Annotated in this window: 22 protein-coding genes; 5 read left to right on the plus strand and 17 right to left on the minus strand. The window is 72.3% G+C overall.

Going from position 1 to position 26,459, the window contains the following annotated elements; all coding sequences use genetic code 11:
- Window positions 1–204 precede the first annotated feature (204 nt).
- Both ACFUJ1_RS18925 and ACFUJ1_RS18930 read right to left on the minus strand, forming a co-directional pair.
- Entirely contained in the window at window positions 205–3,465 is a 3,261-nt protein-coding gene (locus ACFUJ1_RS18925) for a carboxyl transferase domain-containing protein (RefSeq protein ID WP_378647254.1), read from the minus strand.
- A gap of 63 nt (window positions 3,466–3,528) precedes the next feature.
- Window positions 3,529–5,022: a flavin-containing monooxygenase gene (locus tag ACFUJ1_RS18930; protein ID WP_378647256.1), complete on the minus strand. Its 1,494-nt coding sequence runs from the start codon at window positions 5,020–5,022 to the stop codon at window positions 3,529–3,531.
- Window positions 5,023–5,172: 150 nt separating this feature from the next.
- Here ACFUJ1_RS18930 and ACFUJ1_RS18935 point away from each other — a divergent pair, with 150 nt between their 5' ends.
- Window positions 5,173–6,318, plus strand: a complete 1,146-nt coding sequence (locus ACFUJ1_RS18935; protein WP_378647258.1) for an LLM class flavin-dependent oxidoreductase — start codon at window positions 5,173–5,175, stop codon at window positions 6,316–6,318.
- 127 nt (window positions 6,319–6,445) lie between these two features.
- On the opposite strand, the gene ACFUJ1_RS18940 is transcribed toward ACFUJ1_RS18935, so the two are convergent.
- Window positions 6,446–7,417 (minus strand): oxygenase MpaB family protein, encoded by a 972-nt coding sequence (locus ACFUJ1_RS18940; protein WP_378647260.1) that lies wholly within the window; start codon window positions 7,415–7,417, stop codon window positions 6,446–6,448.
- 135 nt (window positions 7,418–7,552) lie between these two features.
- Between ACFUJ1_RS18940 and ACFUJ1_RS18945 the strand changes: the two genes are divergently transcribed.
- A complete protein-coding gene (locus ACFUJ1_RS18945; RefSeq protein ID WP_378647263.1) occupies window positions 7,553–8,221 on the plus strand; it encodes a TetR/AcrR family transcriptional regulator in 669 nt (222 codons plus the stop codon).
- On the opposite strand, the gene ACFUJ1_RS18950 is transcribed toward ACFUJ1_RS18945, so the two are convergent.
- From ACFUJ1_RS18950 to ACFUJ1_RS18960, 3 genes are all read right to left on the minus strand, one after another.
- Window positions 8,218–9,174, minus strand: coding sequence for an oxygenase MpaB family protein (locus ACFUJ1_RS18950; RefSeq protein ID WP_378647265.1), 957 nt, complete (start codon window positions 9,172–9,174; stop codon window positions 8,218–8,220). The two genes, ACFUJ1_RS18945 and ACFUJ1_RS18950, sit on opposite strands and share 4 nt — an antisense overlap.
- Window positions 9,175–9,302: 128 nt before the next feature.
- Window positions 9,303–11,036 (minus strand): GMC family oxidoreductase N-terminal domain-containing protein, encoded by a 1,734-nt coding sequence (locus tag ACFUJ1_RS18955; RefSeq protein WP_378647267.1) that lies wholly within the window; start codon window positions 11,034–11,036, stop codon window positions 9,303–9,305.
- Window positions 11,033–12,514, minus strand: a complete 1,482-nt coding sequence (locus ACFUJ1_RS18960; protein ID WP_378647269.1) for a flavin-containing monooxygenase — start codon at window positions 12,512–12,514, stop codon at window positions 11,033–11,035. The genes ACFUJ1_RS18955 and ACFUJ1_RS18960 overlap by 4 nt, the downstream gene beginning before the upstream one ends.
- Window positions 12,515–12,594: 80 nt before the next feature.
- On the opposite strand from ACFUJ1_RS18960, the gene ACFUJ1_RS18965 reads away from it, so the two are divergent.
- Window positions 12,595–13,698, plus strand: coding sequence for an AraC family transcriptional regulator (locus tag ACFUJ1_RS18965; protein ID WP_378647271.1), 1,104 nt, complete (start codon window positions 12,595–12,597; stop codon window positions 13,696–13,698).
- Window positions 13,695–14,069 carry a hypothetical protein gene (locus tag ACFUJ1_RS18970; protein WP_378647273.1) on the plus strand — a complete coding sequence of 125 codons (375 nt, stop codon included), beginning with the start codon at window positions 13,695–13,697 and terminating at the stop codon, window positions 14,067–14,069. Before ACFUJ1_RS18965 ends, ACFUJ1_RS18970 begins: the two co-directional genes overlap by 4 nt.
- A gap of 55 nt (window positions 14,070–14,124) precedes the next feature.
- Here ACFUJ1_RS18970 and der read toward each other — a convergent pair whose 3' ends face one another.
- The 11 genes from der to steA form a co-directional block, all read right to left on the minus strand.
- Entirely contained in the window at window positions 14,125–15,540 is a 1,416-nt protein-coding gene (der, locus tag ACFUJ1_RS18975; protein ID WP_378647275.1) for a ribosome biogenesis GTPase Der, read from the minus strand.
- Complete coding sequence (gene cmk / locus ACFUJ1_RS18980; RefSeq protein ID WP_378647308.1) at window positions 15,537–16,208, minus strand: (d)CMP kinase; 672 nt, start codon at window positions 16,206–16,208, stop codon at window positions 15,537–15,539. Before cmk ends, der begins: the two co-directional genes overlap by 4 nt.
- 65 nt (window positions 16,209–16,273) lie before the next feature.
- A complete protein-coding gene (locus ACFUJ1_RS18985; protein WP_378647277.1) occupies window positions 16,274–17,596 on the minus strand; it encodes a pseudouridine synthase in 1,323 nt (440 codons plus the stop codon).
- A 7-nt stretch (window positions 17,597–17,603) separates the two neighbouring features.
- Window positions 17,604–18,260: an SMC-Scp complex subunit ScpB gene (scpB, locus tag ACFUJ1_RS18990; RefSeq protein WP_378647279.1), complete on the minus strand. Its 657-nt coding sequence runs from the start codon at window positions 18,258–18,260 to the stop codon at window positions 17,604–17,606.
- The gene (locus ACFUJ1_RS18995) at window positions 18,257–19,114 is read right to left on the minus strand and encodes a segregation and condensation protein A (RefSeq protein ID WP_378647282.1); all 858 of its coding nucleotides are present in this window, start codon (window positions 19,112–19,114) and stop codon (window positions 18,257–18,259) included. The genes scpB and ACFUJ1_RS18995 overlap by 4 nt, the downstream gene beginning before the upstream one ends.
- Window positions 19,111–19,923 (minus strand): ParA family protein, encoded by an 813-nt coding sequence (locus ACFUJ1_RS19000; RefSeq protein WP_378647311.1) that lies wholly within the window; start codon window positions 19,921–19,923, stop codon window positions 19,111–19,113. The genes ACFUJ1_RS18995 and ACFUJ1_RS19000 overlap by 4 nt, the downstream gene beginning before the upstream one ends.
- 396 nt (window positions 19,924–20,319) lie before the next feature.
- Window positions 20,320–21,249, minus strand: a complete 930-nt coding sequence (xerD, locus tag ACFUJ1_RS19005) for a site-specific tyrosine recombinase XerD (RefSeq protein WP_378647313.1) — start codon at window positions 21,247–21,249, stop codon at window positions 20,320–20,322.
- Between the two features lie 8 nt (window positions 21,250–21,257).
- On the minus strand, window positions 21,258–21,902 hold the full coding sequence (locus tag ACFUJ1_RS19010; protein ID WP_378647284.1) for an NUDIX domain-containing protein: 645 nt from the start codon (window positions 21,900–21,902) through the stop codon (window positions 21,258–21,260).
- Window positions 21,899–23,617 (minus strand): CTP synthase, encoded by a 1,719-nt coding sequence (locus tag ACFUJ1_RS19015; RefSeq protein ID WP_378647286.1) that lies wholly within the window; start codon window positions 23,615–23,617, stop codon window positions 21,899–21,901. Before ACFUJ1_RS19015 ends, ACFUJ1_RS19010 begins: the two co-directional genes overlap by 4 nt.
- Before the next feature lie 86 nt (window positions 23,618–23,703).
- Window positions 23,704–24,648: a copper transporter gene (locus tag ACFUJ1_RS19020; protein ID WP_378647288.1), complete on the minus strand. Its 945-nt coding sequence runs from the start codon at window positions 24,646–24,648 to the stop codon at window positions 23,704–23,706.
- 11 nt (window positions 24,649–24,659) lie between these two features.
- On the minus strand, window positions 24,660–25,874 hold the full coding sequence (gene steA, locus ACFUJ1_RS19025) for a putative cytokinetic ring protein SteA (protein ID WP_378647290.1): 1,215 nt from the start codon (window positions 25,872–25,874) through the stop codon (window positions 24,660–24,662).
- A gap of 156 nt (window positions 25,875–26,030) precedes the next feature.
- Here steA and ACFUJ1_RS19030 point away from each other — a divergent pair, with 156 nt between their 5' ends.
- A complete protein-coding gene (locus ACFUJ1_RS19030) occupies window positions 26,031–26,450 on the plus strand; it encodes an SRPBCC family protein (RefSeq protein ID WP_233016967.1) in 420 nt (139 codons plus the stop codon).
- Window positions 26,451–26,459: the final 9 nt, after the last annotated feature.

Raw genomic sequence — 26,459 nt, forward strand, 5'->3', positions numbered from 1 at the left:
GTACTTCACGGCGTTCTCCTCGATCGTGCGGCGCCCCGGTGGTGCCGCCTCGTCAGGGACGTCGGAGCCGATCCCCGCACACGGACAACCCTGGCAGAATTTTCCGCACCCGGTGTGGAGCCGCGGCCGGGTGTCGGCCCTTGCCTGCACCCGCGGCCGGGGCACCGTGCCGGGTATCGGCCGCGGTCCTGCCGCCGGCGGAGGTCAGCGCAGGGTGCGGATCCAGCGGCGGGTGTCGGCGGGGTCGATGACGTCGTCCAGTTCGAGCACCGTGGCGGCGGTGAGGGCCCTGCCGTGCTCGTAGGCGGCGGCGACCAGGTTCTCGTAGGCCTGGCGGCGCTGCTCGGGATCCTCGAGCGCGGCCAGCTCCCTGGCGAAGCCGAGGCGGACCGCGCCCTCCAGCCCCATGCCGCCGATCTCGCCGGTCGGCCAGGCGATCACGAACCGCGGCGAGCGGAACGACCCCGCCGCCATCGCCTGCGCCCCCAGCCCGTACCCCTTGCGCACGATGACGGTGCCGAACGGGACGGTGAGCGCGGCGGCGTCCACGAACAGCCTGCTGAACCTGGTGACGGTCGCCTGCTTCTCCGCCTCCGGCCCGACCATGAAGCCGGGCGTGTCGCAGAACGAGACGATCGGCAGCCGGTGCGCCTGGCACAGCCGCAGGAACGTCGAGAGCTTGTCCGCCTCCGGCGCGTCGATGGCGCCGCCGAGGTGCGTGCAGTCGTTGGCGATCACGCCGAAGGGAACGCCGTCGAACCGGGCGAGCGCGGTGACCACGCCGGGCGCCCAGTCCCGGCGCAGCTCCAGCACCGAGCCGACATCGGCCACCGAATCCAGTGCCGCGCGGATGTCGAAGGCGCGCAGCCGGTTCTCCGGTACCACGTGCCTGGCGAGCCGCGGGTCCGGCGCCGTCCACTCGGCGTCGGCGCCCTGGAAGTAGGCCAGGTAGCGCCGCGCCAGCCGCACCGCGTCGGCCTCGTCGGTGGCGACCAGGTGCACCACCCCGTTGCGGCGCTGCACCGAGACCGGCCCGATCTCGTCCGGGGTGAACACCCCGAGCCCGCCGCCCTCGATCATGGCCGGGCCGCCCATGCCGATATTGGCGTCCGGGGTCGCGATCACCACGTCGCACATGCCGAGCAGCGCGGCATTGCCCGCGAAGCAGCGGCCGGAGACGATGCCGACCAGCGGCACCTTCCCGGAGAGCGCGCCCATGGCGTGGAAGGTGGTGACGTCGAGGCCGGAGATGCCGCCGTGGTCGGTGTCGCCCGGCCTGCCGCCGCCGCCCTCGGTGAAGAAGACCACCGGCAGGTTCCGCTCGGCGGCCAGGTGCAGCATGCGGTCGGTCTTGGCGTGGTTGCGCATGCCCTGGGTGCCCGCGAGCACGGTGTAGTCGTAGGAGAGCACCACCGCCGCGGTGCGCTCGGTGCCGTAGCGGTCGGCGTTGACGGTGGCGAGGCCGGCGATCAGGCCGTCGGCCGGGGTGTTCGCGATGAGCTCATCGGCGCTGCGGCGGAGGCGCTGGGCGGCTACGGCGAGGGCGCCGTACTCGACGAAGCTGTCCGGGTCGACCAGGTCGGCGATGTTCTCGCGGGCGGTGCGGCGGTTCAGCCCGCGGCGCTTGGCGACGGCGTCCGGGCGGGCGGCGTCGGTGGTGCGGTGCTGTCTGGCCCTGACCTCGGCGAGGTCGGGGCGAATGGTGTCGAGGTCGAGTTCGGCGGTCTCGGTGTGGTGGTCGACGGTGGCCTCGGGGGTCCAGGTGAGCAGCGGGGTTCCCCGGTCGACCACCGCGCCCGGCGCGGTGCGCAGCTCGGTGATCCGCACGGCGGTCTCGGCGCGCAGGACGTGCTGCATCTTCATCGCCTCGAGCACCGCGAGTTCGCCGCCGGGCGGGACGATGGCGCCCGGGGCGGGGAGGGAGACGACGGTGCCGCCCATCGGGGAACGGAGGGTCGGGGTGTCGTCCCCGTGGACCGGCCCCGGCGCGTCCGGCCCTTCCCCGCGCACGGTCGAGCCGCCCGCACTGCCGTCGCACGCGGCGCCGCTGATCGCGGCCACCGCACCGGAGGTCCCGGCGTTGCCGGACGCCGCGGCCGGGCGCGATTGCTCGCGCTCCGCGAATTCCGCCGCTGCGGCGAGCAGCCCGGCGAGATTCCGCTCGAACCACCCGGTGTCCACCGGCTCGACCCCGGCGAGCCGGGCGAGGACGGCGCGCAGCAGCGCGAGGTTCGTGTCCGGCCCGGCGATGACCGTCTCGCCGAGCGCGTCGGCGCAGCGCCGCAGCGCCGCGTCCCCGGTCGCCCCGCGCGCGATCACCTTCGCGAGCAGCGGATCGAACGTGGCCTCGACCCGCTGCCCCGGCCCGGCGGCGGTATCCACCCGGACCCCGGCGCCGGTCGGCGGTGCGAACTGCTCCAGCACCCCGGGCCCGGGCAGCACCGCCCCGTCCGCGGTGATCCGCTCCGCGTTGACCCGCGCCTGCACCGCGAACCCGCGCGCCCGCTCCGGCAACTCCAGCTCGTCCAGCTTCGCCCCGAGCGCCAGGTCGAACTGCACCCCGACCAGGTCCACCCCGAACACCTCCTCGGTGACGGTGTGCTCCACCTGCAGCCGCGGATTCACCTCGAGGAAGTAGTGCTCCGCCCCCGCCACCAGGAACTCGACGGTGAGCACGCCCCTGCACCCCGCCGCCACCCGCACCGCGTCGGCGTGCAGCCGCTCCCGCAGCCCGTCGGGCAGTACGGCGGGCGCCATCTCGACCAGCTTCTGCCGCTGCCGCTGCACCGAACAGTCCCGCTCCCCCAGCGCGACGGCCCGCGCTCCGTCGCCGATCACCTGCACCTCGATGTGCCGCACCGCGCTCAGCAGCGCCTCCGCGTACAGCGTGCCGTCGCCGAACCCCGCCGCCGCCTCGGCCGCGCACCGCGCGTACGCCTCGGCGATCTCGCCGGCCGCGCGCACCACCCGGATCCCGCGCCCGCCACCACCGGCGACCGCCTTGAGCAGCACCCCGCCCGGGTGCCCCGCGAGGAACCGCGCGACCTCGTCCACGTCGGCACCGGCCGCGGTGGCGGGCAGCACCGGAACCCCGGCCGCGGCGGCGGCGGCACGCGCCGCGGGCTTGGCCCCGAAGGTGCGCAGCGCAGCGGGCGCGGGGCCGACGAAGGTCAGCCCCGCCGCCGCGCAGGAAGCCGCGAATTCGGCGTTTTCACTGAGGAATCCGTACCCGGGGTGCACCAGCGCTCCCGGCCCCGCGGTGGCCGCGGCCGCGGTCACCGCAGCGATGTCCAGGTATCCGGCCGCCCCGCTCCCCGGCAGCTCGACCGCACGGTCCGCCAGCCGCACCGGCAGCCCGCCCCGCTCCGCCGCGGTGTGCAGCAGCACGGTCTCGTAGCCCCGGTCCCGCGCGGTCCGCAGGATCCGGACCGCGATTTCGCCCCTGTTCGCCACCACCACGCGCATGCGGACAGTGTGTCCCGGGAGCCGCGGGCGCCCGCACCGACCCCTCGCCGGCGCGGGCCCGGCTCAGCTCACCGGCGCCTTCGCGCGGCGCACCGCCTGCACCCGGCTGAACTCCAGCACCCCGTCGTCCACCGGCCCGGTGCGCAGGAACGCCCGATCCCGGAAGTAGTCGTTGATCACCTTCCACGGCCCCCGCGTGCCCTGCCGCGGCATCACCGCGTCGCCGCGCGCGATGTAACCGGAGGTCAGCGCGGCGCCCATGATCGAGTGCGGCGAGCGATCGCCCTCGCGCGCCACCGGGACCACGGTCCGGTAACCGTGCTCGTCCATGTGGCCGAGCACGCGGCAGAAGTACTCGGCGGCCAGGTCGGCCTTGAGCGTCCAGGAGGCGTTGGTGTAGCCGAGCACCATGAGGAAGTTCGGCACCCCGTCCAGCATGGCGCCCTTGTAGACCACGCGGTCGCGCACCGCCACCGGCTCGCCGTCCACCTCGAGCGCGGCGCCGCCGAGCATCTGCACGGTGAGCCCGGTCGCGGTGACCACGATGTCGGCCGCGAGCTCCGCGCCGGAGGCGAGCCGGATCCCGGTCGGGGTGAAGGTCTCGATCCGGTCGGTGACGATCTCCGCTTCGCCGCTGCGCAGCACGCGGAACAGGTCGCCGTTCGGGACCACGCAGAGCCGCTGGTCCCACGGGTCGTAGCTCGGCGTGAAGTGCCGCATGTCCAGGTCCTTGCCCACCTGCGCGCGCACCGCCGTGAGCAGCAGTTTCTTCGCCAGCGTCGGGCTGCGGCGGGAGAGCCGGTAGCTCGCGCGCTGCAACGCGATATTGCGGGCCCGCCCGGCCCTGTAGGCGATCCGATCCGGCACCCCGGCCTTCTTCAGCGCGACCGCGACCGGGTCGTCGGCGGGCAGCGCGGTGATGTAGGTGGGCGAGCGCTGCAACATGGTCACCCGGGCACCGCGCGCGGCCAGCGCCGGCACCAGCGTGATGGCGGTGGCGCCGCTGCCGATCACCACCACCCGCTTGCCCGCCACGTCGAGGTCGTCGGGCCAGTGCTGCGGGTGCACGAAGCGGCCGGTGAACTGCTCCTCGCCGGGAAAATGCGGGCGGAAGCCGCGGTCGTAGTCGTAGTAGCCGGTGGCCCCTGCCAGGAAGTTCGCGGTGACGGTCTCGACCGCGCCGGTCGCCTCGTCCACCGCCTCGACCGTCCAGCGCGCCTCCGCGCTCGACCAGCGCGCCGCCACCACCCTGCGGCCGAACCGGATGTGCTCGGTGATGCCGTGCTCGCGCGCGGTGTCCTCGATGTAGCTGCGGATGTTCGGCCCGTCGGCCAGCACCTTGGTGCCGTTCCAGGGGCGGAAGCCGTAGCCGAAGGTGTACATGTCCGAGTCCGAGCGGATGCCCGGGTACCGGAAGAGGTCCCAGGTGCCGCCGATGGCGGCGCGCCGCTCCAGGATCAGGAAGCTGCGGCCGGCGCCCTCGCGCACCAGGTGGCTCGCCACCCCGATGCCGGAGAGCCCGGCGCCGACGATCAGGACATCGACATGTCGCGTCATGCGTTCCGCTCCATCCGCCCCGAACTCCCTCGGCCGGGTGCTGGTGACCGAGGGTACGTGTTATCCCAAGTTACGTCTAGCTCACGTCCGAAAAAACCCCGCTGAGCGCAACCCGTGCGCCCGCGCCGCGCCCCCGGCGACACTGCACCCATGAGCCTGTCCTTCCACTGGTTCCTACCGACCTACGGCGACTCCCGCGGCCTCGTCGCCGGCGGCCACGGCACCTTCATGTCCGGTGACCGGCCCGCCAGCCTGCGCTACCTGAACCAGATCGGCGCCGCCGCCGAGGACAACGGTTTCGAGGCGGTGCTCACCCCCACCGGCGCCTGGTGCGAGGACGCCTGGCTCACCACCGCCATGCTGGTCGAGACCACCCGCACGCTGAAGTTCCTGGTCGCCTTCCGCCCCGGGCTGGTCAGCCCGACGCTGGCCGCGCAGATGTCGGCCACCTTCCAGCGGCACTCCGAGGGGCGGCTGCTGCTCAATGTCGTCACCGGCGGTGAGCAGCACGAGCAGCGCGCCTACGGCGACTTCCTGGACAAGGAGCAGCGCTACGCCCGCACCGGCGAGTTCCTGCACATCGTGCGCTCGCTCTGGACCGCGACCGAACCGCTCACCTTCACCGGCGAACACCTCCGCGTCGAAGGCGCGCTCCTGGCCAACCGCCCCGACCCGCTGCCGCCGGTCTTCTTCGGCGGCTCCTCCCAGCCGGCGGGGCCGATCGCCGCGCGCTACTCCGACACCTACCTGACCTGGGGTGAGCCGGTTTCGGCCGTGGGCGCCAAACTCGACTGGATCCGCGGGCTGGCCGCCGCCGAGAACCGGGTCGTCGACTTCGGCCTCCGCATCCACGTCATCAGCCGCGACACCGCCGAAGCCGCCTGGGCCGAAGCCGACCGGCTGCTCGCCGGGATCGATCCCGCCGATATCGAGCGGGTGCAGGCGAATCTGCGCCGCAGCGAGTCCGAGGGGCAGCGGCGGATGCTCGAGCTGCACGGCGGCAGCAGTGACCGGCTGGAGATCGCGCCCAACCTCTGGGCCGGGGTCGGGCTGGTCCGCGGCGGCGCCGGGACCGCCCTCGTCGGGTCGCACGAGGAGGTCGCCGAGCGCCTCGCGGAGTACGCCGCGCTCGGGATCGACCACTTCATCCTCTCCGGGTATCCGCACCTGGAGGAGGCGTACTGGTTCGGCGAGGGGGTGCTGCCGGTGCTCGAGCGAAAAGGGCTGTGGCGGCATCCGAATCGGCCGGTCAAGGTGGCCGGGGGGACGCCGTTCGCCGGCGCGGCGAGCAGCTGACCCACTCGCGGGGCGCGGGCCCCGGTCGGTCCGCTCGCGGTAGAGCCGGTCCTCGGGGCATTGTCGAATTGCGCGGCGGGGTGCGCTCTCCCGGCGGGTTTGATAGACATCCGCGGGTCCACTATCGCTACATCGGGCACCCGCCTGAGCGCTCCTGCGGCGCGAAGGAATCGAGGGCGTACCGCCTGTGCACGGCGACGAGCTTCTCGTACTGCAACCGGTTGTGGGCCAGCGGCACCAGCTTGGAGCGGTCCGGCAGGAGGCGCCACGCGGTGCGCAGCACCCAGCGGTAGAGCGCGAATTCCCGGTCGTGCCGCGGCAGCAGCTCGAAGCCGACCATGCGCCGCACCTCGGGGCGCATGACCTGCGCCGAGCACACCTGGATCACGTGCCCGACCAGCGGCCGGGCCAGCAGCCAGAGCGGGGTGAGCGCGGCACGCGCGGCGGGCGAGATCCCGAGCGTCGGCAGCGGCAGCCGGGTCAGCCCGGCGAACTGCCGCACCAGGAACGGGCTGGCCGCCAGCTCGTGCTCGACCATGTGCTCGTAGTACTGCTCGGCCGAGGCCAGGTCGGGCGGGAGTTTGCCGCCGGCCGCGGCCAGCTCCAGCCCGCGGAAACTCTCCCGCACGAGCTGGTAGGCGGCCTCCCGCTCCGCGGGCCGCAGCACGTGCCCGGTGCACGGGGTGAAGGTGTTGAGCGAGAGGAACATTCCACTGATCCCGACCCAGATCCAGGTCTCCGGGTTGAGCGCGCTGTACCGGACGTCGGCGTAGTCGCCCTGCCCCCGGCCGCGCACGTCGCGGTGCCGCTCCTTGAGCCAGTCCGCCTCGGCCTGCCGGTCGACCGGGTCGCCCCAGAAGGAGAGCAGTGCCGAGAGGCCGCTGCGCATCCCGCGATCGAGGAAGTTCTCGGCGAACCGGCCGGTGCGGTCGACCGCGGCGGCGACCGGCACCAGCGCCACCTGGTCGAAGGCGGCGCCGCCGAAGACGCCGGAGAGCACGCTGCCGGTGTGCTTGCGGAACTCCGCCAGCATCTCCGGGCGGACCGGGGGCGCGCTCCTACCGCCCCGGACAACGGGCACCGTTGCGTTCGTCGTCATGGGAGGCCCCCGTCGGCGATCCTGGGCCGCGCGCGGCACCGTGTGATAGTTCAGCGCCTTCAGGCTATCACTGTGAGAAGCCGGCGGGCAGACCGTCTCATCGCGGTCGCGCCGCAGGCCGGTAGGCTTCCGGCGATGAAGGCCAGCCCGGAGGTCCCGCTCACCGACGAGGACGAGGCGGCGCTCGCCGCCGTGGCCCGCTCCTGGGCCGCGCTCTCCGCGCTGGACCCGAAGTCGCGACGCATCGTGGACGCCGCGCGCGACTGCTTCGCCGAGGTCGGCTTCGAGGAGACGACGATGGTGCGGATCGCCGAGGGCGCCGGGGTCGGCGTCGCCACCGTCTATCGGCGCTTCGGCACGAAGTCCGCGCTGGTCAGGTATGCGCTGATGGCGGAGTCGCAGCGGGTCGGGGTGATCGTGGTGCAGGCGCTGCGGGATGCCGCGGGCCCGGTGAGCGGGCTGGCCGAGATCTTCGCCGCCTACGTCACCGAGGCGACGGCGCCCCGGCTGCTCACCCGCAGCCTGCGGGTCTCCTCGGCGGCGGGCGAGCTCGCCGATTTCCTCACCGGCGACGAGTTCATCGAGCAGGGGCGGGTGCTGTTCGCGCAGTACATCGAGTACTGGCAGGAGCGCGGCGAGCTGGGCCGGTTCGACGCGCACGTGGTGGCCGAGCTCTTCGTCCGGCTCACCATGTCGATCATCGCCAACCCGCGCGGGGTGCTCCCGCTCTCCGACGCGGACGCCGCGCGGGAGTTCGCCCGGCGGCACCTCGCGCCGCTGCTCTTCCCGCACCCCGGCGGTTAGACCTGCTTCGGCCGCACCCGGTAGGCGGCCGACTTCAGCTCGCGCACCTTCATCTTCTGGATCGCCCGGTGGTGTTGCCGCGCGTGGTAGGCGATCGGGAAGTAGGTGAGCCGCTCGGGCAGCACCCGGTAGGCGACGCGGATCACCGCGTAGATTCGCTCCAGCCTGCGCTGCTCCTCGTCGCTCCAGGTTAGCCCCATCATGTCGCGGAGCCGGGGGTCGAGCAGCCCGGCCAGAGACAGGTAGTTGAAGCGCAGCATCGGCGTGAGGGCAGCCCTGGCGACCCGGTTCAGCGGGAAGGGCAGCCTGCGCAGCTGCTCCAGATCGCCGCTGCGGAGCTCGGCGTATTCGCGGCGCTGCAGGTCGGTGGCGTTCAGCACCTCGGTGACCATGTGCTCGTAGTAGGTGTCGAACTCGGCGCGGGTCCGCGGGTAGCCCTTCATCGGAACCTGCAGGATGCGCGCGATCTTGATGTTGTCGGCGAGCAGCCCGTCGAGTTCGTCGGCGGTGAAGTCGCGGCCGAGCAGCAGCGGGCCCGCCTTGGCGGTGGTGATGTAGGCGGTCGCGATGACCCACTGGTACGCGGCCGGATTCAGCGCGCTGATCTGCTTGCCCTCGGCATTGCGCATGCGGAGCGGCTCGTGCAGCGAGCGCAGCCGCCTGCCCTCGGCGATGGCCTCGGCGCCGCCGTAGGTCCAGCGCAGCACCGAGTCGACCGAGCGGATCGCGCGGCCAACCGGGTCGGTGCGCGCGACCGAATACCTGTCGGTGACGTCGCGGATGACGGGGTGCAGGCCCTGCATGGCGAAGGCCGCGGCCTCCATCATGAGGTAGGTCCAGTGACCGACCATCTCCGCGGTCAGCGAGTCCGGGGAGATCAGTTCGATCTCGTCGTCGTCGGGGATCGGGGTCACCGGGGCGACGTGGCTCTGCTGGGGACGGGCTGCGGTCATGGTCGTTCACTCCTCGGTCGTTGCGGGCGAGGCGCCCCCACCTGAACCATGTGATAGTCACATTGCCTTCAGACTATCAATGAGGAGTCCGGCGTCGAGTATTATCACTCGAACTGATCGACAAGCTCCTACTCGCTCGCGGGGACCGGCTTCCCCCTGCTGGTGATCTCCACCAGCGGCAACCGCAGCGCCCCCGGCGCGCTCTCCGGCACCACCGGTTCGCGCGGCCGGACCGGCGCGATCCGCTGATATGCCGCGCCCAGCTCCGGGCGCGGATCGGCCTCACCCTTGTTCGGCCACATGGCGACCGCCCGCTCGGACTGCGCGGTGATCGTCAGCGACGGGTTCACCCCGAGGTTCGCGGTGATCGTCGAGCCGTCGATGACGTGCAACCCGGGATGCCCGTAGAGCCGGTGGTACGGATCGACCACACCGCTCTCCGGCGAATCGCCGATCACGCAGCCACCGATGAAGTGCCCGGTCATCGGGATGTCGAACAGGCTGCTGATCGAGCCGGTGGCGAAACCGTCGATCTTGTCGCCGATCCGGTTCGCCACCTCGTGCCCGGCCGGGATCCAGGTCGGGTTGGGCGCGCCCTCCCCCTGCTTGGTGTGCATCCGCTTGCGCCCGAACACCCCGCGCCGGGTGTAGGTGGTGATCGAGTTGTCCAGCGACTGCATCACCAGCAGCCCGATCATCTGCTCGGACCAGCGCCGCGGATTGTGCATGCGCGCGATGTCGCGCCTGCCGCGCACCATCTGCCGCCACCACAGCTTGCCCTTGGCGACGCCGTCGACCTCGTCCACCATCGCGGTGCTGAGCAGCGCGAGGGTGTTGCTGCCCTTGCCGTAGCGCACCGGTTCGATGTGCGTGTCGGCGTCGGGGTGGATGGACGAGGTGATCGCGACGCCCTTGGTGAAGTCGGTGTCTTCGGCGCGGGTACGCACGACGAGCAGCTCCTCGGAGTTGGTGCGCGCCAGGTACCCGAGCCGCGGCGAGATCGCCGGCAGCGAGCCGGTGTCGCGCAGCTTGTGCAGCAGCCGCTGGGTGCCGAGCGCGGCGGCGGAGAAGATCACCTGCTCGGCGGTGAAGGTGCGCTTCCGCCTGCGCAGCAGCCGCCCGGTGCCGACGGTCGAGACCGAGTAGCCGCCGCCGGAGAGCGGCCGCACGTCGGTGACGGTGGTCAGCGGGTGCACCTCGGCCCCGGCCTCCTCGGCCAGGTAGAGGTAGTTCTTGACCAGGCTGTTCTTGGCGTTGTGCCTGCACCCGGTCATGCACTCGCCGCAGTGCGTGCAGGTGCGCCTGGCCGGGCCCACGCCGCCGAAGAACGGGTCGGGCACGTCCTGGCCCGGCCTGGTGCCCGGCCCGCCGAAGAACACGCCGACCGGGGTGCGCTGGTAGGAGTCGCCGACGCCCATCTCCTCGGCCACCTCGCGCAGCACGCGGTCGGTGGCGGTGGTGGCCGGGTTCGTCGTCACGCCGAGCATCCGCTTGGCCTGGTCGTAGTAGGGCAGCAGCTCCGACTTCCAGTCGGTGATGTGCGCCCACTGCCGGTCCGCGAAGAACTTCTCCGGCGGCTCGTACAGCGTGTTGGCATAGACCAGGGAGCCGCCGCCGACGCCGGAGCCGCTCATGATCAGGGTGTCGTCGAGCAGCGTGAGCCGCTGGATGCCGTAGAACTTGGCCCACGGCGCCCACAGGTACTTGTTGGCACGCCAGGAGGTCTTGGCGAACTCGTGGTCGGCGAAGCGGCGCCCCGCCTCCAGCACGCCGACCCGGTACCCCTTCTCGGTGAGCCGCAGCGCGCTCACGCTGCCGCCGAAGCCGGAGCCGACGATCAGCACGTCGTAGTCGAAGGTCATCGGGAGAGCTCCTTTGCTCCGATGGGAAGCAGCGGGTGGTCGGCCGGGTCCAGCTTGCGGGTCTGCAGCCGGTAGCTGAGCACGGTGCCCGGCCAGTTGTTGGTGATCCGCCCGTTCGCGCTGCGGTACCAGCTGCCGCAGAAGTTCCACGGCGTGCGGTCGAGCCGCTTCTGCAGCCCGGCGTCGAAGTCGGCCGCCCGGTCGGTGCGGGTGTCGAGCACCCGGCCCGCGTGCGGAGCCAGCCGCTCCAGCGCCTGCCGGATGTAGCTCGCCTGCGACTCGATCATGTAGACGATGGAGCCGACGCCGAGGTTGGTGTTCGGCCCGTACACCAGGAACAGGTTCGGGTAGCCGGGCACGGTGATGCCCTTGTACGCGCTGGCCCCGCCCGCCCAGTCGTCCTCCAGCGCGCGGCCGCCGCGGCCGCGGATCCGCATCGGCCACAGGAACTCGGTTCCCTTGAAGCCGGTGCCGTAGACGATCACATCGGCCTCGTGCAGCGCGCCGTCGGTGGTGCGCACGCCCTCCGGCTCGATCGCGGTGATGCCCGTCGTCTCCACCCGGACGTTCGCCGCGGTGAGCGCGGGCAGGTACTCGTTGGAGAAGAGCGCGCGCTTGCAGCCTGCCGGGTAGTCCGGGGTCAGCTTCGCGCGCAGCTCCGGGTCGGCGACCTGCTTGCGCAACTGGCGCTTGCCGATCCAGGTGACCAGCTTCCGGATCGGCGGCACGTCGACCAGGGCCAGCGCGAGGAACTCGCAGAAGGTCCAGAACCAGAGCCGCTCGGCCTTCCTGGTGAAGGGGAGCAGCTGGAACAGGGTGTGGTGCAGCTTCGAGTACTCGATGTCGTTCTTCGGCATGATCCACGCCGCCGAGCGCTGGAACAGCGTCAACTGTTCGGTGCTCGGCGCGATGGCGGGCACGAACTGGACGGCGCTCGCGCCGGTGCCGATCACCGCGACCTTCTTGCCGGTCAGCTCGACGTCGTGGTTCCACTCCGCGGAGTGGAACGACTGCCCGCGGAAGCTCTCGATGCCGGGGATGGCGGGCAGCGCGGGGCGGGAGAGCTGCCCGACGGCGGAGATCAGCACGTCGCAGCTGAGCTCGGCGCCGTCGGCGAGCCGCACGGTCCAGGTGCCGGTCGCGTCGTCGTAGGCCGCCTCGGTGACCTCGGAGCCGAACCGGATGCGCGGGAGCAGGTTGTGCTTGCGGGCCACGTCCCGGATGTAGCCCTGGATGTCGGCCTGGCCGGAGAAGCGCTTGGGCCAGTCCGACTTGGGCTCGTAGGAGAACGAGTACAGCGGCGACGGAATATCGCAGCCCGCGCCGGGGTAGGTGTTCTCCCGCCAGACGCCACCGAGGTCGGCCGCGCGCTCCAGGATGGTGAAATCGCCGAACCCGGCGCGCTGCAGCTCCATGGCGGCGCCGAGGCCGCCGAAGCCGGTGCCGATGATGACGATCGAAGGTGCACTTCTGGGCATACCCCCACGCTATGGCCTGAGCGTGACCCCGAGGCAAATACCTGAGGTCAAGAATCAATAGTTTCGGCCATACTGGTGGCATGCACGAAGTCGAGCAGGCCGAGGTCCGCGACTGGAGCTTTCCGCGCGGCGTCGCCAGCGTCGGGGTCATGGTCGAGTACGCGGCCGCGCACGGGGTCGCGGCGCCGCGGCTGCTGGCCGGCACCGGCCTCACCGCGGCCATGCTGACCGACCCGGATCGGCAGATCGACGCGCACACCGAGCTGGCCGTCGTGCGCGCGCTGGTCCGCGAGCTCGGCGCCGGCGACGCGGCGCTCGGCGCGACGGTCGGGCGGCGCTACCGGATCAGCACCTTCGGCATCTTCGGCTTCGCCTGCGTCACCAGCGCCACCCTGCGCGAGGCCATCTCGCTGGCGCTGCGCTACTACAGCCTCGGTTTCGCCTTCTGCACCCCCGAGGTGGAGTGGGACGAGCACGAGGTGCGCACCCGGTTCCGCTACGACACGGTCCCCGCGGACCTGCAGTGGTTCCTGGTGCAGCGCGACATCGTCGCCATCCACCGGGTGATGAGCGACCTGCTCGGCAGGCCGTGCACCTTCACCCGCGCCGAGTTCGCCTTCCCCGCGCCCGCGAACACCGCCGCCCTGACCGCCGCGCTCGGCGTCGAGCCGCGCTTCGGCCGCCCGCAGACCCTCTTCGGCGTGCCGCCCGGGCTGCTCACCCGACCGCTGCCGCAGGCCAATCAGGCCACCTGGGCCATGTGTGTCGCGCAGTGCCGCGACCTGGTCGGCCGCCGCCGCGCCCGCACCGGGATCGCCGCCGACGTGCGCGAGCGGCTCTTCCCCGGCCCGAGCGGCCCGCCGACGCTGGACGCCGTCGCCGCCGAGCTCGCCATGAGTACCCGCACCCTGCGCCGCAGGCTCGCCGAGGCGGGCACCAGCTACCGCGGCCTGCTCGACGAGGTGCGCCGCACGCTGGCCGAGGAGCTGCTCGCCGCCACCCCGATGTCGGTGGACGACGTCGCGCTGCGGCTCGGCTACGCCGAGGCGACCCCCTTCATCCACGCCTTCAAGCGCTGGACCGGAACCACCCCCGCGGCCTACCGCAGAACCAGGCTGCGCGCCCCCGCGGTGACCGGCTCCGCACGTTTGCCCGGGGGCCGGTCGGGCACCTCTGGCGTATGAGTACCGACGCGAGCACCGAAGACGGTCCCGGCGACACCCTGTCGCCGGCCGAATCCCTCGACTCCGACGAGGTGCGCAACGACGACGGCGACGCCGTGGTGGATCCGCCGGACGACTGGAGCGGCGCGAACCGCTTCGGCATGACCGCCCGCGAGGAGCGCGAGGGCGAGCCGCTCGCCCAGCGCCTCGCCGAGGAGGAGCCGGACGTCGGCGAACCCATCGATCACACCACGGAAGAGCTCGCCGACGCGGGCGTCACCGATGTCGAGCAGCTCCCGGCCGACGATGCCGACGAGCTCTTCGGCACCCACCGCGGCCAGATCGACGGCGCTCCCGAGGACGGCTCCTCGCTCTTCCCGGTCTCGGAGTAGCGGATACGACAACGGCGGGGACGGTCGTCGACCGTCCCCGCCGTTCGCCTGTGCACTACTTCTTGCGCTCGCGCCGCTCCCTGATCCGCACCGAGATGCGCACCGGCGAGCCGTCGAAATTGAACTCCTCGCGCAGCCGCCGCTCCAGGAACCGGCGGTACCCCGCCTCCAGGAAACCGGTGGTGAACAGCACGAAGGTGGGCGGGCGGGTACCGGCCTGGGTGGCGAAGAGCACCCGGGGCAGCCTGCCGCCGCGCATCGGCGGCGGGGTCGCCGCGATGACCTCCTTGAGCCAGTTGTTCAGCCGCCCGGTGGAGATGCGCTTGTCCCACGACTCCAGCGCGCCCTCCATCGCGGGCACCAGCTTCTGCACCGCCCGGCCGGTGTGCGCGGAGATGTTCACCCGCTGCGCCCACGGCACCCGGATCAGGTCGCGGTCGACCTCCTTCTCCAGGGTGAGCCGCCGGTCCTCGTCGACCAGGTCCCACTTGTTGAAGGCGAGCACGAGCGCGCGGCCGGAGTCGGCGACCAGGCTGATCACCCGCAGGTCCTGCTCGGTGAGCGGCTGCGAGGCGTCGATCAGCATGATCGCGACCTCGGAGGCCTCCAGCGCCGACTTGGTGCGCAGCGAGGCGTAGAACTCGGTGCCGGAGGCGTGCGCCACCTTTCGCCGCAGCCCGGCGGTGTCGACGAACTTCCAGATCTTGCCGCCGAGGTCGACCAGCGTGTCCACCGGGTCGACGGTGGTGCCCGCGACGTCGTGCACCACCGAGCGCTCGTCCCCGGCCAGCTTGTTGAGCAGGCTGGACTTGCCGACGTTCGGCTTGCCGACCAGCGCGACCCGGCGCGGGCCGATGCCGGGGGTGCCCTCGCGCGGGGTCTCCGGCAGCGCCGCGAGCACGTCGTCGAGCAGGTCGCCGGTGCCGCGGCCGTGCGCGGCGCTGACCATCCGGGGCTCGCCGAGCCCGAGCGACCACAGCGAGGCCGCCTCGGCCTCGGCCCGCACGTCGTCGACCTTGTTGGCGACCAGGATCACCGGGATGTCGCTGCGCCGCAGCTTCCGCACCGCGGCCTCGTCGGTGGTGGTGGCGCCCACGACGGCGTCCACCACCAGCAGGATGGCGTCGGCGGTCGACATGGCCAGCTCGGCCTGGCGGGCCACCGACTGCTGCAGCCCCTTGGCGTCCGGCTCCCAGCCGCCGGTGTCCTGCACCCAGAAGCGCCTGCCCGACCAGTTCGCCTCGTAGGAGACCCGGTCCCTGGTCACGCCGGGGATGTCCTCGACGACGGCCTCGCGTCTGCCGAGGATCCGGTTCACCAGCGTCGACTTGCCCACGTTGGGGCGGCCGACCACCGCGAGGGTCGGCATGGCGATCTCGTCGCCCGCCTCCGCCTCGGCGTCGAGATCCTGGATCTCCCAGTCGGATTCGTCGCTCCAGATGCCGTCGCCTGCCAGTACGTCCTCGGTCACCGCGTCCGTCCGTTTCCGGTCACGGCGTGCCCGACCACCCGGTACAGCGCGTCGATGACCTCGTCCATGTCCAACTCGCTGGTGTCCACCTGGACCGCGTCCGCGGCCGGGCGCAGCGGGGAGACCGCGCGCGTCGAGTCCAGGGTGTCCCTGCGCTGCACGTCGGCGAGCACACCGGCGTAGTCGTCGCCCCTGCCCTCGCGGATGTTCTGTTGATTGCGCCGGTGCGCGCGGGCCTCGGCGGAGGCGGTCAGGTAGACCTTGGCGTCCGCGTCCGGCAGCACGACGGTGCCGATGTCGCGGCCCTCGACCACGATCCGCCCCGCGCCCGCCGCCAGCTCGCGCTGCAGCGCCACCAGCAGCTCGCGCACCGCGGGCACCGCGGAGACCGCGGAGACCGCGCGGGTCACGACGCTGCCCCTGATCTCGTCGGAGACGTCCTCGCCGGCGAGCAGGATCAGCTCCTGCCCCGGGTCGGTGCCGATGGTCAGCGGCAGCTCGGCGACCGCGGCGGCGACCGCGGCCGGGTCGGCCGGGTCGACGCCGAGACGAAGCACCCGCAGGGTGGCGACCCGGTACATGGCGCCGGTGTCCAGGTAGCGGGCGCGCAGCCGGTCGGCCAGCTTCCGCGAGACGCTGGACTTCCCGGTACCCGACGGGCCGTCCATCGCCACCACCAGCGGCGAATCGTCCGTCAACCGCGCGGTATCGGCCACGGGGATCTCCAGACCGTTCACAACTGCACCGCCTCGTAGAGTTTGCCGACTTCGTCCCGTCCGAGCACCTTGAGCGTGCCCGGCCGTTGATCGCCGAGCGCCACCGGGCCGACGTGCGTGCGCAGCAGCCGGTCCACCGGGTGCCCCACCTCGGCGAGCAGCCTGCGCACGATGTGCTTGCGCCCCTCGTGCAGCTCCAGCTTGACCAGGGATCGTCCCTCGTTCACCTCGAGCACCTGGAAGCGGTCGACGCTGGCCGGGCCGTCCTCCAGCTCGACGCCGGCGCGCAGCCGCTTGCCCAGCGAGCGGTCCACCTCGCCGCGCACGGTGGCCAGGTAGGTCTTGTGCACCTCGAAGGAGGGGTGCATGAGCCGGTGCGCGAGGTCGCCGTCGTTGGTGAGCAGCAGCAGCCCCTCGGTGTCGGCGTCCAGCCTGCCGACGTGGAAGAGCCGCTGGCCCGCGACGATCCGCTCGGCGACGATGTCGCCGACGCACGGGCGGCCCAGGTCGTCGGACATGGTGCACTGCCAGCCGCGGGGCTTGTTCATCGCCAGGTGCACGAGCTCCTCGCGGACGACGACGCGGGTGCCGTCCACCCGGACGACGGCGTTCTCGGCGTCGATCCGTAGCCCCTGCTCGGTGACGATGGCGCCGTCCACCTCGACCCGGCCCTGCGCGATCAGCTCCTCGGCGGCGCGGCGCGAGGCCACGCCCGCCTTCGCGAGCACCTTCTGCAGCCGTTCGCCCTCGCCCCACGGGAGCTTGGTGTGGCCGCCCTCCGCGTGCTGGTGCTTGGCCGGCTTGGCATTGCTGAGCAGCGGGGTCGAGCTGGTCTGCCGCTCCGGCTTGGCCTTCTTGGCCGCGGGGCGGGAGTCGCGGCGCGCGCCGCCCTCGTCCCGGCGGCCGCCGTCGTAGCGGCGATCGGAGCCGCCCTCGGACCGGCCGCCCGACGCACCGGCACGGCCACCGTCGGGCCTGCCGCCGGGCGCACCGGCACGGCCGCCATCGGATCGGCCGCCGGGCGCACCGGCACGGCCACCCTCGGACCTGCCGCCGCCGTAGCGGCCTCCGGTTCCGCCGTCGTCCCTGCGGCCGTAGCCGCCGTCGGGACGCCCGGCGCGGTCCTGGCCGCCGCCCGGCCTCGCGTCGCGGCCGTAGCCGCTACCGCGGCTGTCGGTGTCGCCGCGGGTGCGGCGGCGATCGCGTTCCTCGTCCGCGCGACGGGCGCCGTCGGCGCGGGCGGCGGCGGTGCGCTGCCCGCGCTCCGGCCTGCCGCGCCCGGGCTGGTCGCTGCGGTTTCTTCGATCCGGTGTGCCATCTCGGCGAGCGGGGGTGTTCATAGTTCCTTCAGTTCTCGGTACCGAGGTCCAGATCGGACCCGGCGGGTTTTCGCAGCCTGGTGTAGCGGGGATCCGTCTCCAGGCTCTCGTTGATCTCGTCGATCAGGTCGACGCCGGGAAGCAGCGGCGCCAGTGGCGGCAGATCGCTGAGCGACGCCAGCCCGATCCGCTCCAGGAAGAGCTCCGTGGTGCGGTAGAGGGTGCCGTTGGTCTCCGGATCGACACCATCCTCGGCGATCAGGCCCCGTGCCAGCAGCGTGCGCATCACGCCGTCGACATTGACCCCGCGCACCGCGCCGACCCTGGTTCTGGAGACCGGCTGGCGATACGCGATCACCGCAAGCGTCTCCAGCGCCGCCCTGGTCAGTTTGGTCCGCGCGCCGTCGAGCAGTACCCGCTCCACATAGGGCGCGTACTCGCTCCGAGTATAGAAGCGCCACCCGTCCCCGACGAAACGCAGGTCGATCCCGCTACCGTTGGCGGCGAGCTCGGCGGACATCCCGCGCAGCGCCGTCTCCACCCGCTCCGTGGTGTCGTCCAGCGCCGCGGCCAGCTGTTCGACCGGTGCGGGAGCGTCGACGACGAGCAGCATGGCCTCCAGCGCCGCCCGGAATTCCGGGCCGTCCAGCGGGTCAGGCGTGAACTTCGCCACCGCGTCGGTCATCCGTACTCCTCCTCGATGGCGGCCGGGTCCCGCACCGCCTCCGGGTCGCCGGTCCAGCTGACGGCGAGCGGGCCGAGCGGCTCCGGCTGGTCGAACTCGATGTGCTTGCCCCGGTACAGCTCGAGCAGCGCCAGGAACCGCGCCACGATCTCGATCGGCTCGGTGAGGCCGGTGATCAGCTCGGCGAAGGTGGTCCAGCCGCCGATGCCGCGCTCCTTGAGCACGTCGAGCACCAGCTCGGCCTGCTCCGCCACCGAGACGGTGTGCGCGTGCAGGTGGTCGAGCCCCACCCGCGGCTTCGGCTTGGGGCGGAAGGCCGCGGCGGCGATCTCCGCGAAGCGCGCCACGTCCACCCCGAGCGTGACCTCGGGCAGCAGCCCGGCGAACCGCTCCTCCAGCCCGACCGAGCGCGGGTAGCGCCGCAGCGCCACCGCCTCCAGCTCCGCGAACAACTCGGCGACCTGCTTGAACGCCCGGTACTGCAGCAGCCGCGCGAAGAGCAGGTCGCGCGCCTCCAGCAGCTCCAGGTCCTCGGCGTCGGTCATCTCGCCGGAGGGGAGCAGCCGGGCCGCCTTGAGGTCGAGCAGGGTGGCGGCGACGACGAGGAACTCGGTGGTCTCGTCCAGGATCTTGTCCGCGCGCAGCCCGTTCGGCGCGGACATGGCCGCGGTGAGCGCCTTGGTGTAGGCGATGAACTCGTCGGTGACCTTGTGCAGCGCGACCTCGGTGACGTCGAGTTTGCGCGCGCTGATCAGCTGCAGCAGCAGGTCGAACGGCCCCTCGAAGTTGCTCAGCCGCAGGTGGAACGTCTGGCGCGGCGCCTCGGGCACCGCTGTGGTGACGGTCGCGGTCACCGGCCGGACCGGTGGATGACCTCTCTGGCCATCGATCGATACTGCTCCGCGCCGGTCGACTTCGGCGCCCAGGTGGTGATCGGCTCGCCGGCCACGCTGGCGTCCGGGAAGCGCACGGTGCGGCCGATCGCGGTGTCGTAGACCAGGTCGCCGAAGACCTCGACCACGCGCGCCATGACCTGCCTGGCGTGCTGCAGCCTGGCGTCGAACATGGTGACGACGATGCCGTAGAGGCTGAGCTGCTGGTTCAGCCGGTCCCGCACCTTGTCGACGGTGTCGGTGAGCAGGGCGAGGCCGCGCAGCGAGAAGTACTCGCACTCCATCGGGATGATGACGCCGTCGGCGCAGGCCAGCGCGTTGATGGTGAGCAGACCGAGCGAGGGCTGGCAGTCGATCAGGATGTAGTCGTACTGGTCCCGCACCGGCGCCAGCGCGCGGCCCAGCGACTGCTCGCGGCCGACCTCGTTCACCAGCTGGATCTCCGCGGCGGAGAGGTCGATATTGCTCGGTAGCAGGTCCATGCCGTCGACCCGCGTCTCCATCACCACGTCATCGATCCCGACGCGGTTCTCGACCAGCAGGTTGTGCACCGTGTATTGCAGATCGTGCAGCGCGACCCCGAGCCCCGCGGAGAGCGCGCCCTGCGGGTCGAGGTCGACCAGCAGCACCCGGCGGCCGTACTCGGCGAGCGCGGCGCCCAGGTTGATGGTGGAGGTGGTCTTGCCGACGCCGCCCTTCTGGTTGCACATGGCGACGATCAGCGCCCGGCCGGTCTTCTCCACCGGCGGCGGGTCCGGCACCGCGCGCAGCGGCCGTCCGGTCGGGCCGAGGTCGGCGTCCTCGGGAACGGGCTCGGCGCCATCGCCCCAGAGCGAGTCGGCCGCCGCCTTGGACGGGCCCTTCGGCTCGGCGTCGCCGCGACGCTCCGCGCGGGCGGACGGACCCCGGACGGACGCGTTGTTCGGCGGTTCCGCACTGGCTGTGGTCACGATCCGCTGCTCCTTATACGTCCTGCCCGTTCCTTGCCGAGCGTAGCGAAGCCGGGATGGCGCGACCTCGCTCTCGTACGGTCCAGCTTCCGATAGACGCTACCGCCTCGTGCGGGGCACCGTCGCTCGGACACGCGCGTCCCAGTGTTCCCCGTATCACCGCCGCGCGTCCGGGTTACCGGCCGGTGGGTACGAAAACGGGCGGGTCGGGTCGGGTCACGCGCGCGGGTGCGCGGTGGCCCAGACCTCGCGCAGCGTCGTCACCGTGACCAGGGTGTAGATCTGCGTCGTCGTCACCGAGGCGTGCCCGAGCAGCTCCTGCACCACCCGGACGTCGGCGCCGCCGTCGAGCAGGTGCGTCGCGAACGAGTGCCGCAGCGTGTGCGGCGAGACCGCCGCCTCGATCCCGGCCCGCTCGGCGGCGGAGCGCAGCACCTGCCAGGCGCTCTGCCTGGAGAGCCTGCCGCCGCGCGCGTTGCGGAACAGCGCGGGCCCGCCCGCGGCCCGCCCGCGCGGCACCAGTGCCGGCCGCCCGCGCACCAGGTAGGCGTCGACCGCGGCCAGCGCGGGGCGCCCGATCGGGACCATCCGCTGTTTGCCGCCCTTGCCGTGCAGCACCACCGCGCGGCCCTCGGTGTCCAGGTCGTCCACGTCGAGCCCGACCACCTCGGAGATCCTGGCTCCGGTGGAGTACAGCAGCTCGAGCAGCGCCCGGTCGCGCAGCGCGCGCGGCGCGTCCGTCGCGGCCGCGTCCCCGCCTGCGGCCTCCAGCAGCGCGAGCACCTGGTCGTAGGGCAGCGCCTTGGGCAGCCTGCGCCCCTGGCTCGGCGGTTTCACCGCCCGCGCGACATCGGTGCCCGCCAGCCCCTCGGCGGCGGCGAAGCGGTGCAGCCCGCGCACCGCGATCAGCGCCCGCGCCACCGAACCCGCGGCCAGCGCGGGCCTGCCCGCCCCGCCCGCCCGCAGCGCGGTGGCGAACTCGGCCACATCGGCCTCGCCCGCCCGCTCCAGCGCGGCGACGCCGCGGCCGTCCAGGAACTCGCGGTACCTGGCCAGGTCGCGCCGGTAGGCGGCGACGGTGTTGCGGGCCGCGCCGCGCTCGACCGCGAGGTGGTCGAGGTAGCCGTCGATCTCCCTGGCGAGCACCGCGGCGCTCAGCTCCCGCGCTGCGCGGCCTGCCTGCGCAGCAGGGCGGTCGGCTGCCCCGGCCACGGTGCCTCCGCCGCCCGCAGCGCGACGCCGGTGGCGCGCGCGGTGGCGAGCGCAAGCACCCCCGCCACCGCGGTGGCGTTCACGATCTCGCCTGCCAGCGCCGCCCGGACCGCCTCGGCGACCGGCAACCGCACCAGCGCGATGTCGGCCTCCTCCAGCTCCGGCTCGGGCCGGTCGGTCGCGCTGAGCCCCTCGGCCAGGTAGATGCGCAGCGCCTCGTCGGTGAAGCCGGGCGAGAGCGCCACGTCGACCAGCACCGACCAGCGCTCGGCGGCCAGCCCGGTCTCCTCGGCCAGCTCGCGGCGGGCCGCCGCCAGCGGGTCCTCGCCCTCGACATCGATCAATCCGGCGGGCAGCTCGAGCAGCCTGGTGCCGATCGGGTGCCGGTACTGCCGGATGAGCACCACGTCACCGGCGTCGTCGACGGCGACCACCGCGACCGCGCCGTGGTGCTCGACCACCTCCCGCTCGGCGACCTTGCCACCCGGCATCACCACCTGGTCGAGCCGCAGCGCCAGAATGGCCCCGCTGTAGACGGTCTCCGACGACACCGTCTCGAACGTATGCTTCCCCACCTGCTCACTCATGCCTGTTCCGCGCCCGCGAACTCTTCGTCCGGGATGTCCACCGGCAACCGCTCCGCCAGCTTGTACTTCAGCGCCGCCGCGATCAGCGCGGCGAAGAGCGGGTGCGGCCGGGTCGGGCGGCTCTTGAGCTCGGGGTGCGCCTGGGTGGCGACGAAGAACGGATGCTTGTCGGCGGGCAGCTCGACGAACTCCACCAGCCGCCCGTCCGGCGAGGTGCCGCTGAACCGCAGCCCGCTCTTCCCGATCCGATCCCGGTAGGCGTTGTTCACCTCGTACCGGTGCCGGTGCCGCTCGGAGACCTGGTCGGTCCCGTACGCCTGCGCCACCTGCGACCCCTTCGCCAGCACCGCCGGGTACGCCCCGAGCCGCATGGTGCCGCCAAGGTCGGCCTCGCCCGCCACGATCTGCTTCTGGTCGTCCATGGTGGAGATCACCGGGTGCGGGGTCTCCGGCTCGAACTCCGCCGAGTTCGCCTCGGCCAGCCCGATCGAGCGGGCCGCCTCGATCACCACGCACTGCAGCCCGAGGCAGAGCCCGAGCAGCGGCAGCCCGCGGGTGCGGGCGTAGGTGATCGCCCCGACCTTGCCCTCGATGCCGCGGATCCCGAAGCCGCCGGGGATGAGCACCGCGTCCACGTCGCGCAGCGCGGCGGCCGCGCCGGCCGGGGTCGCGCAGTCGTCCGACTGCACCCAGCGGATCTGCACCCTGGCCCGCGAGGCGAAGCCGCCCGCGCGCAGCGCCTCGGTGACCGAGAGGTAGGCGTCGGGCAGGTCGACGTACTTGCCGACCAGCGCCACCTCGACGGTCTCGCGCGGCGAGTGCACCCGGTCCAGCAGATCGCCCCAGACCGTCCAGTCCACGTCCCGGAACGGCAGCCCGAGCCTGCGCACCACGTAGGCGTCGAGCCCCTCGCGGTGCAGCACCTTGGGGATGTCGTAGATCGACGGCGCGTCCGGGGTGGAGATGCAGCCGTCCACGTCGACGTCGCACATGAGCGCGATCTTGCTCTTGAGCCCCTGCGGCACCTCGCGGTCGCAGCGCAGGATGAGCGCGTCCGGCTGGATGCCGATGCTGCGCAGCGCGGCCACCGAGTGCTGCGTCGGCTTGGTCTTGAGCTCGCCCGACGGCGCCAGGTACGGCACCAGCGAGACGTGCAGGAAGAACACGTTCTCCCGGCCCACGTCGTGCCTGACCTGCCTGGCCGCCTCCAGGAACGGCTGCGACTCGATGTCGCCGACCGTGCCGCCGATCTCGGTGATCACCACGTCCGGGATGATGTCCTCGGCATCGGGGGCGCTCATGGCCAGGATGCGGCTCTTGATCTCGTCGGTGATGTGCGGGATCACCTGCACCGTGTCGCCCAGGTACTCGCCGCGCCGCTCCTTCGCGATCACCGTCGAGTAGATCTGCCCGGTGGTCACGTTCGCGTCCCTGGAGAGGTCGCGGTCGAGGAAGCGCTCGTAGTGCCCGACGTCCAGATCGGTCTCGGCGCCGTCCTCGGTCACGAACACCTCACCGTGCTGGAAGGGGTTCATGGTGCCGGGATCGACGTTGAGATAGGGGTCGAGTTTCTGCATCGTCACCCGCAGCCCGCGCGCGGTCAGCAACTGACCGAGGCTGGAAGCGGTGAGACCCTTACCCAGTGAGGAGGCGACGCCACCGCTGACGAAGATGTGCTTCGTGGCTGTTCGCGCCTGAATCCGTGTTTGACCCACGGGACTTCACGGTAACATGCGCCCGGCGTAGCGCTCACCCGCCACGCGGGTTTGCCGAAAAGTCGCCAAGATGTCTCGGCTCGTGCTCAGCTCGACGGCGTCGCGACCGTCAGCGCCGTCGCCTTGGCGCCGGTGCCGTAGCGTCCCGCGCCGCCGTTGAGTTGCTCGCTCAGCCCGAGCACGGCGGTCACCCGGCCGATCTGCCGGTCCAGGTTGTCCACCGTGGTCACCGCGGCCGACAGCGGCGTGTCCGAGCGCACCACATCGATCGGGCCCTGCCCGTTCACCGCGCCCGGCCGCCCGGCCAGCACCACCCCCGCGCTCGCCGAGTCCAGCCCACCGGCGAACCGCGCCAGCGAGACCCCGCGGCTGCCGTTCGCGGCATCCGGCATGTCGCCGGTGATCACCACCGCGAGCTGCCCCGCGCGCACCGGATCCTCGCCGTAGGCGAGGAACCCGCCCCCGCGCAGCGTCTCCAGCACCAGCCCGAACTCCTCCGGCGTGCTGCGCGGCTGCGCGGTCACCGGGTCGAGCAGCAGCACCTGCCCGAGCAGGTCGCCCGCGATGCTGCCCTGGTCGGTCGCGCCGGTGCGCAGCTGCGCGCCCGCCGGGATCACGTTGATCAGCGCGCTGCGCATCCGGTCGCCCTCGCCGGTGTCCAGGAATGGCGTGTTCAGCGCGATCCGCCCGGTGATGGCGGCGCCGGCTGCCTCCAGATTCCTGCTCACCGTGTCCACGTCCTCCGGCACCGCGTCCGGGGTGGTGAACACCAGCACGGTGCGCTCGGCCAGCGTGCCCTGCACCACCGCGCCCGCCGACTTGGACAGGAAATCGTCGGTCACCGACAGCTGCTCGGTGAGCAGCCGGTTCTGCTCGGTCGCCGCGTCCAGCTGGGTGCGCAGCTCGGCCTTGTCCGAGCGCAGCCCGCCGAGCAGGTCGGCGGCGAGCGTCTGCGACCCGAGCACCACCCCCAGCGCGAGCGCGAGGAAGATCGCCACGATCGAGATGGCGTGCTGGCGCAGCGAGATCATCGCGGCTCCCCTCAGTTCTCGCGCGCCCCGACCAGGCCCTGCACCCAGACGGCGAAGCGGTTCCACAGGTCGATGCCCCAGTCCAGGACTGCACCGGTGCTGTCCGAGGCGACCAGCACCACGATCACCGCCACCAGCGCGGCCAGCACCACCAGCGCCAGCGCGGCGCCGGAGCCGCGGTGCCGGTACAGCGTGGCGACCGCCTTGGCGTCGACCAGCGTGGTGCCGAGCTTGAGCCGGGTCAGGAAGGTCGCCGGGTTGCTGTCCTTGCGGCCCCGGTCGAAGAACTCGTCCAGCGAGACCGCCGCCCCCGCGGTGACGATCATGGCCGCGCCGTGGTGGTGCGCGAGCAGCAGCGCGAGGTCGGTCGCCGAGCCGGACGAGGGGAAGGTGGTGGCGCCGATCCCGAGATCCTGGATCCGGTCCAGCCCCTTGGCGTGGCCGTCGGTGTCGGCGGGCAGGATCACCTCGCCGCCGGAGCGCAGCGTCTTGGTGGTGATCTCGTCCGGGTCGCCGACGATCAGATCCGGCTTGTACCCCTGCTTCACCAGCGTGTCCGCGCCGCGGCCGACGCCGACCATGATCGGCGCGTACTCCTTGACGAACGGCTTCAGGCTGCGCAGGTCGTCGGCGTGGTCCGGGCCGTCGCCGACCACCACCACGTGCGCCTGCTTCATGGTCAGCGTCAGCGCGGGCACGCCGACGCCGTCGATCAGCAGGCTGCTCTCGGTGCGCACGAACTCGATGGTGTTGCCCGCGAAGGCCTCGAGGTGGTCGGCGAGGCCGTTGCGGGCCTCGATCATCCGGTCCCCCACCACCGACTCGGTGAGCTCGATGCCGTCGACCAGCGCCTCCGGCTCCTTCTTCACCAGCTTGTCGGCGTAGACGGTGCCGTCGTGGATCCGGACCTTCGCGCCGTCCTTGATCTTGGAGAAGGCATCCGAGCTCAGCGTGTCCAGCAGCAGCACGTCATTGGCGACCAGCACCTCGGGCCCCAGGTTCGGGTACCGGCCGGAGATCGAGGGCGAGGTGTTCACGACGGCGACGACGCCGGCCTCCAGGAGCCGATCCGCGGTGGCCCGGTCCAGATCCATCTCGTCGAGCACGGCGATGTCGCCGGGGCCGACCCGTTTCAGCAGGCGCCGAGTGTTGCGATCCACCCTGGCTATTCCAGAGCGACCAGGGAGCGTTTCGGAACTCCTCGAGAGCAGCGCCGGCATCTTCATGGGCCGATGATGTCCGCAAACCCTCGACCACAGGTGGAGGCGCGCCGTATCCAACGCCACATTCGTCACAGTGATACCAAAGCAGACCCTCCGGCGAACCCCCAGCCAACCCGATATGCTCCTGTCACAGACAGTCTGACCCGAGGAGAGCCGTTCATGGCCAGCACCACCGTCGATGCCGTCGTCGCCGCCCCGCGCGATGTCGTCTACCGCACCTTCGCGAACCGCGAGAGCCTGAGCCCGCACCTGGCGGTGAACATCACCCTGAAGCGGCCGGGCAGCACGGAGCGCGAGGGCGTCGGCGCGCAGCACCTCATCGGCGTCGGCGGCGTCGGGATCACCGAGGAGATCACCGAGCTCGTGCCGAACGAGCGGATGGCGTACAAGGTCGTCGCCGGGGCGCCGGTCAAGCGGCACATCGGCGTCGTCACCTTCGCCGACACCGACGGCGGCACCCTGGTCAGCTACACCATGGAGTCCGAGCCCAAGCTGCCGGTGCCGGGCAAGGTGCTGGAGCTGGGGCTGCGCAACCTGATCACCACCATGATCAAGGGCGCGCAGAAGGCGGTCCGCTGACCTGAGGTC

Origin of the sequence: Nocardia sp. NPDC057227, from assembly GCF_042669725.1 — a bacterium.
In the GTDB taxonomy this organism is placed as follows: Bacteria; Actinomycetota; Actinomycetes; order Mycobacteriales; family Mycobacteriaceae; genus Nocardia; species Nocardia asteroides_A.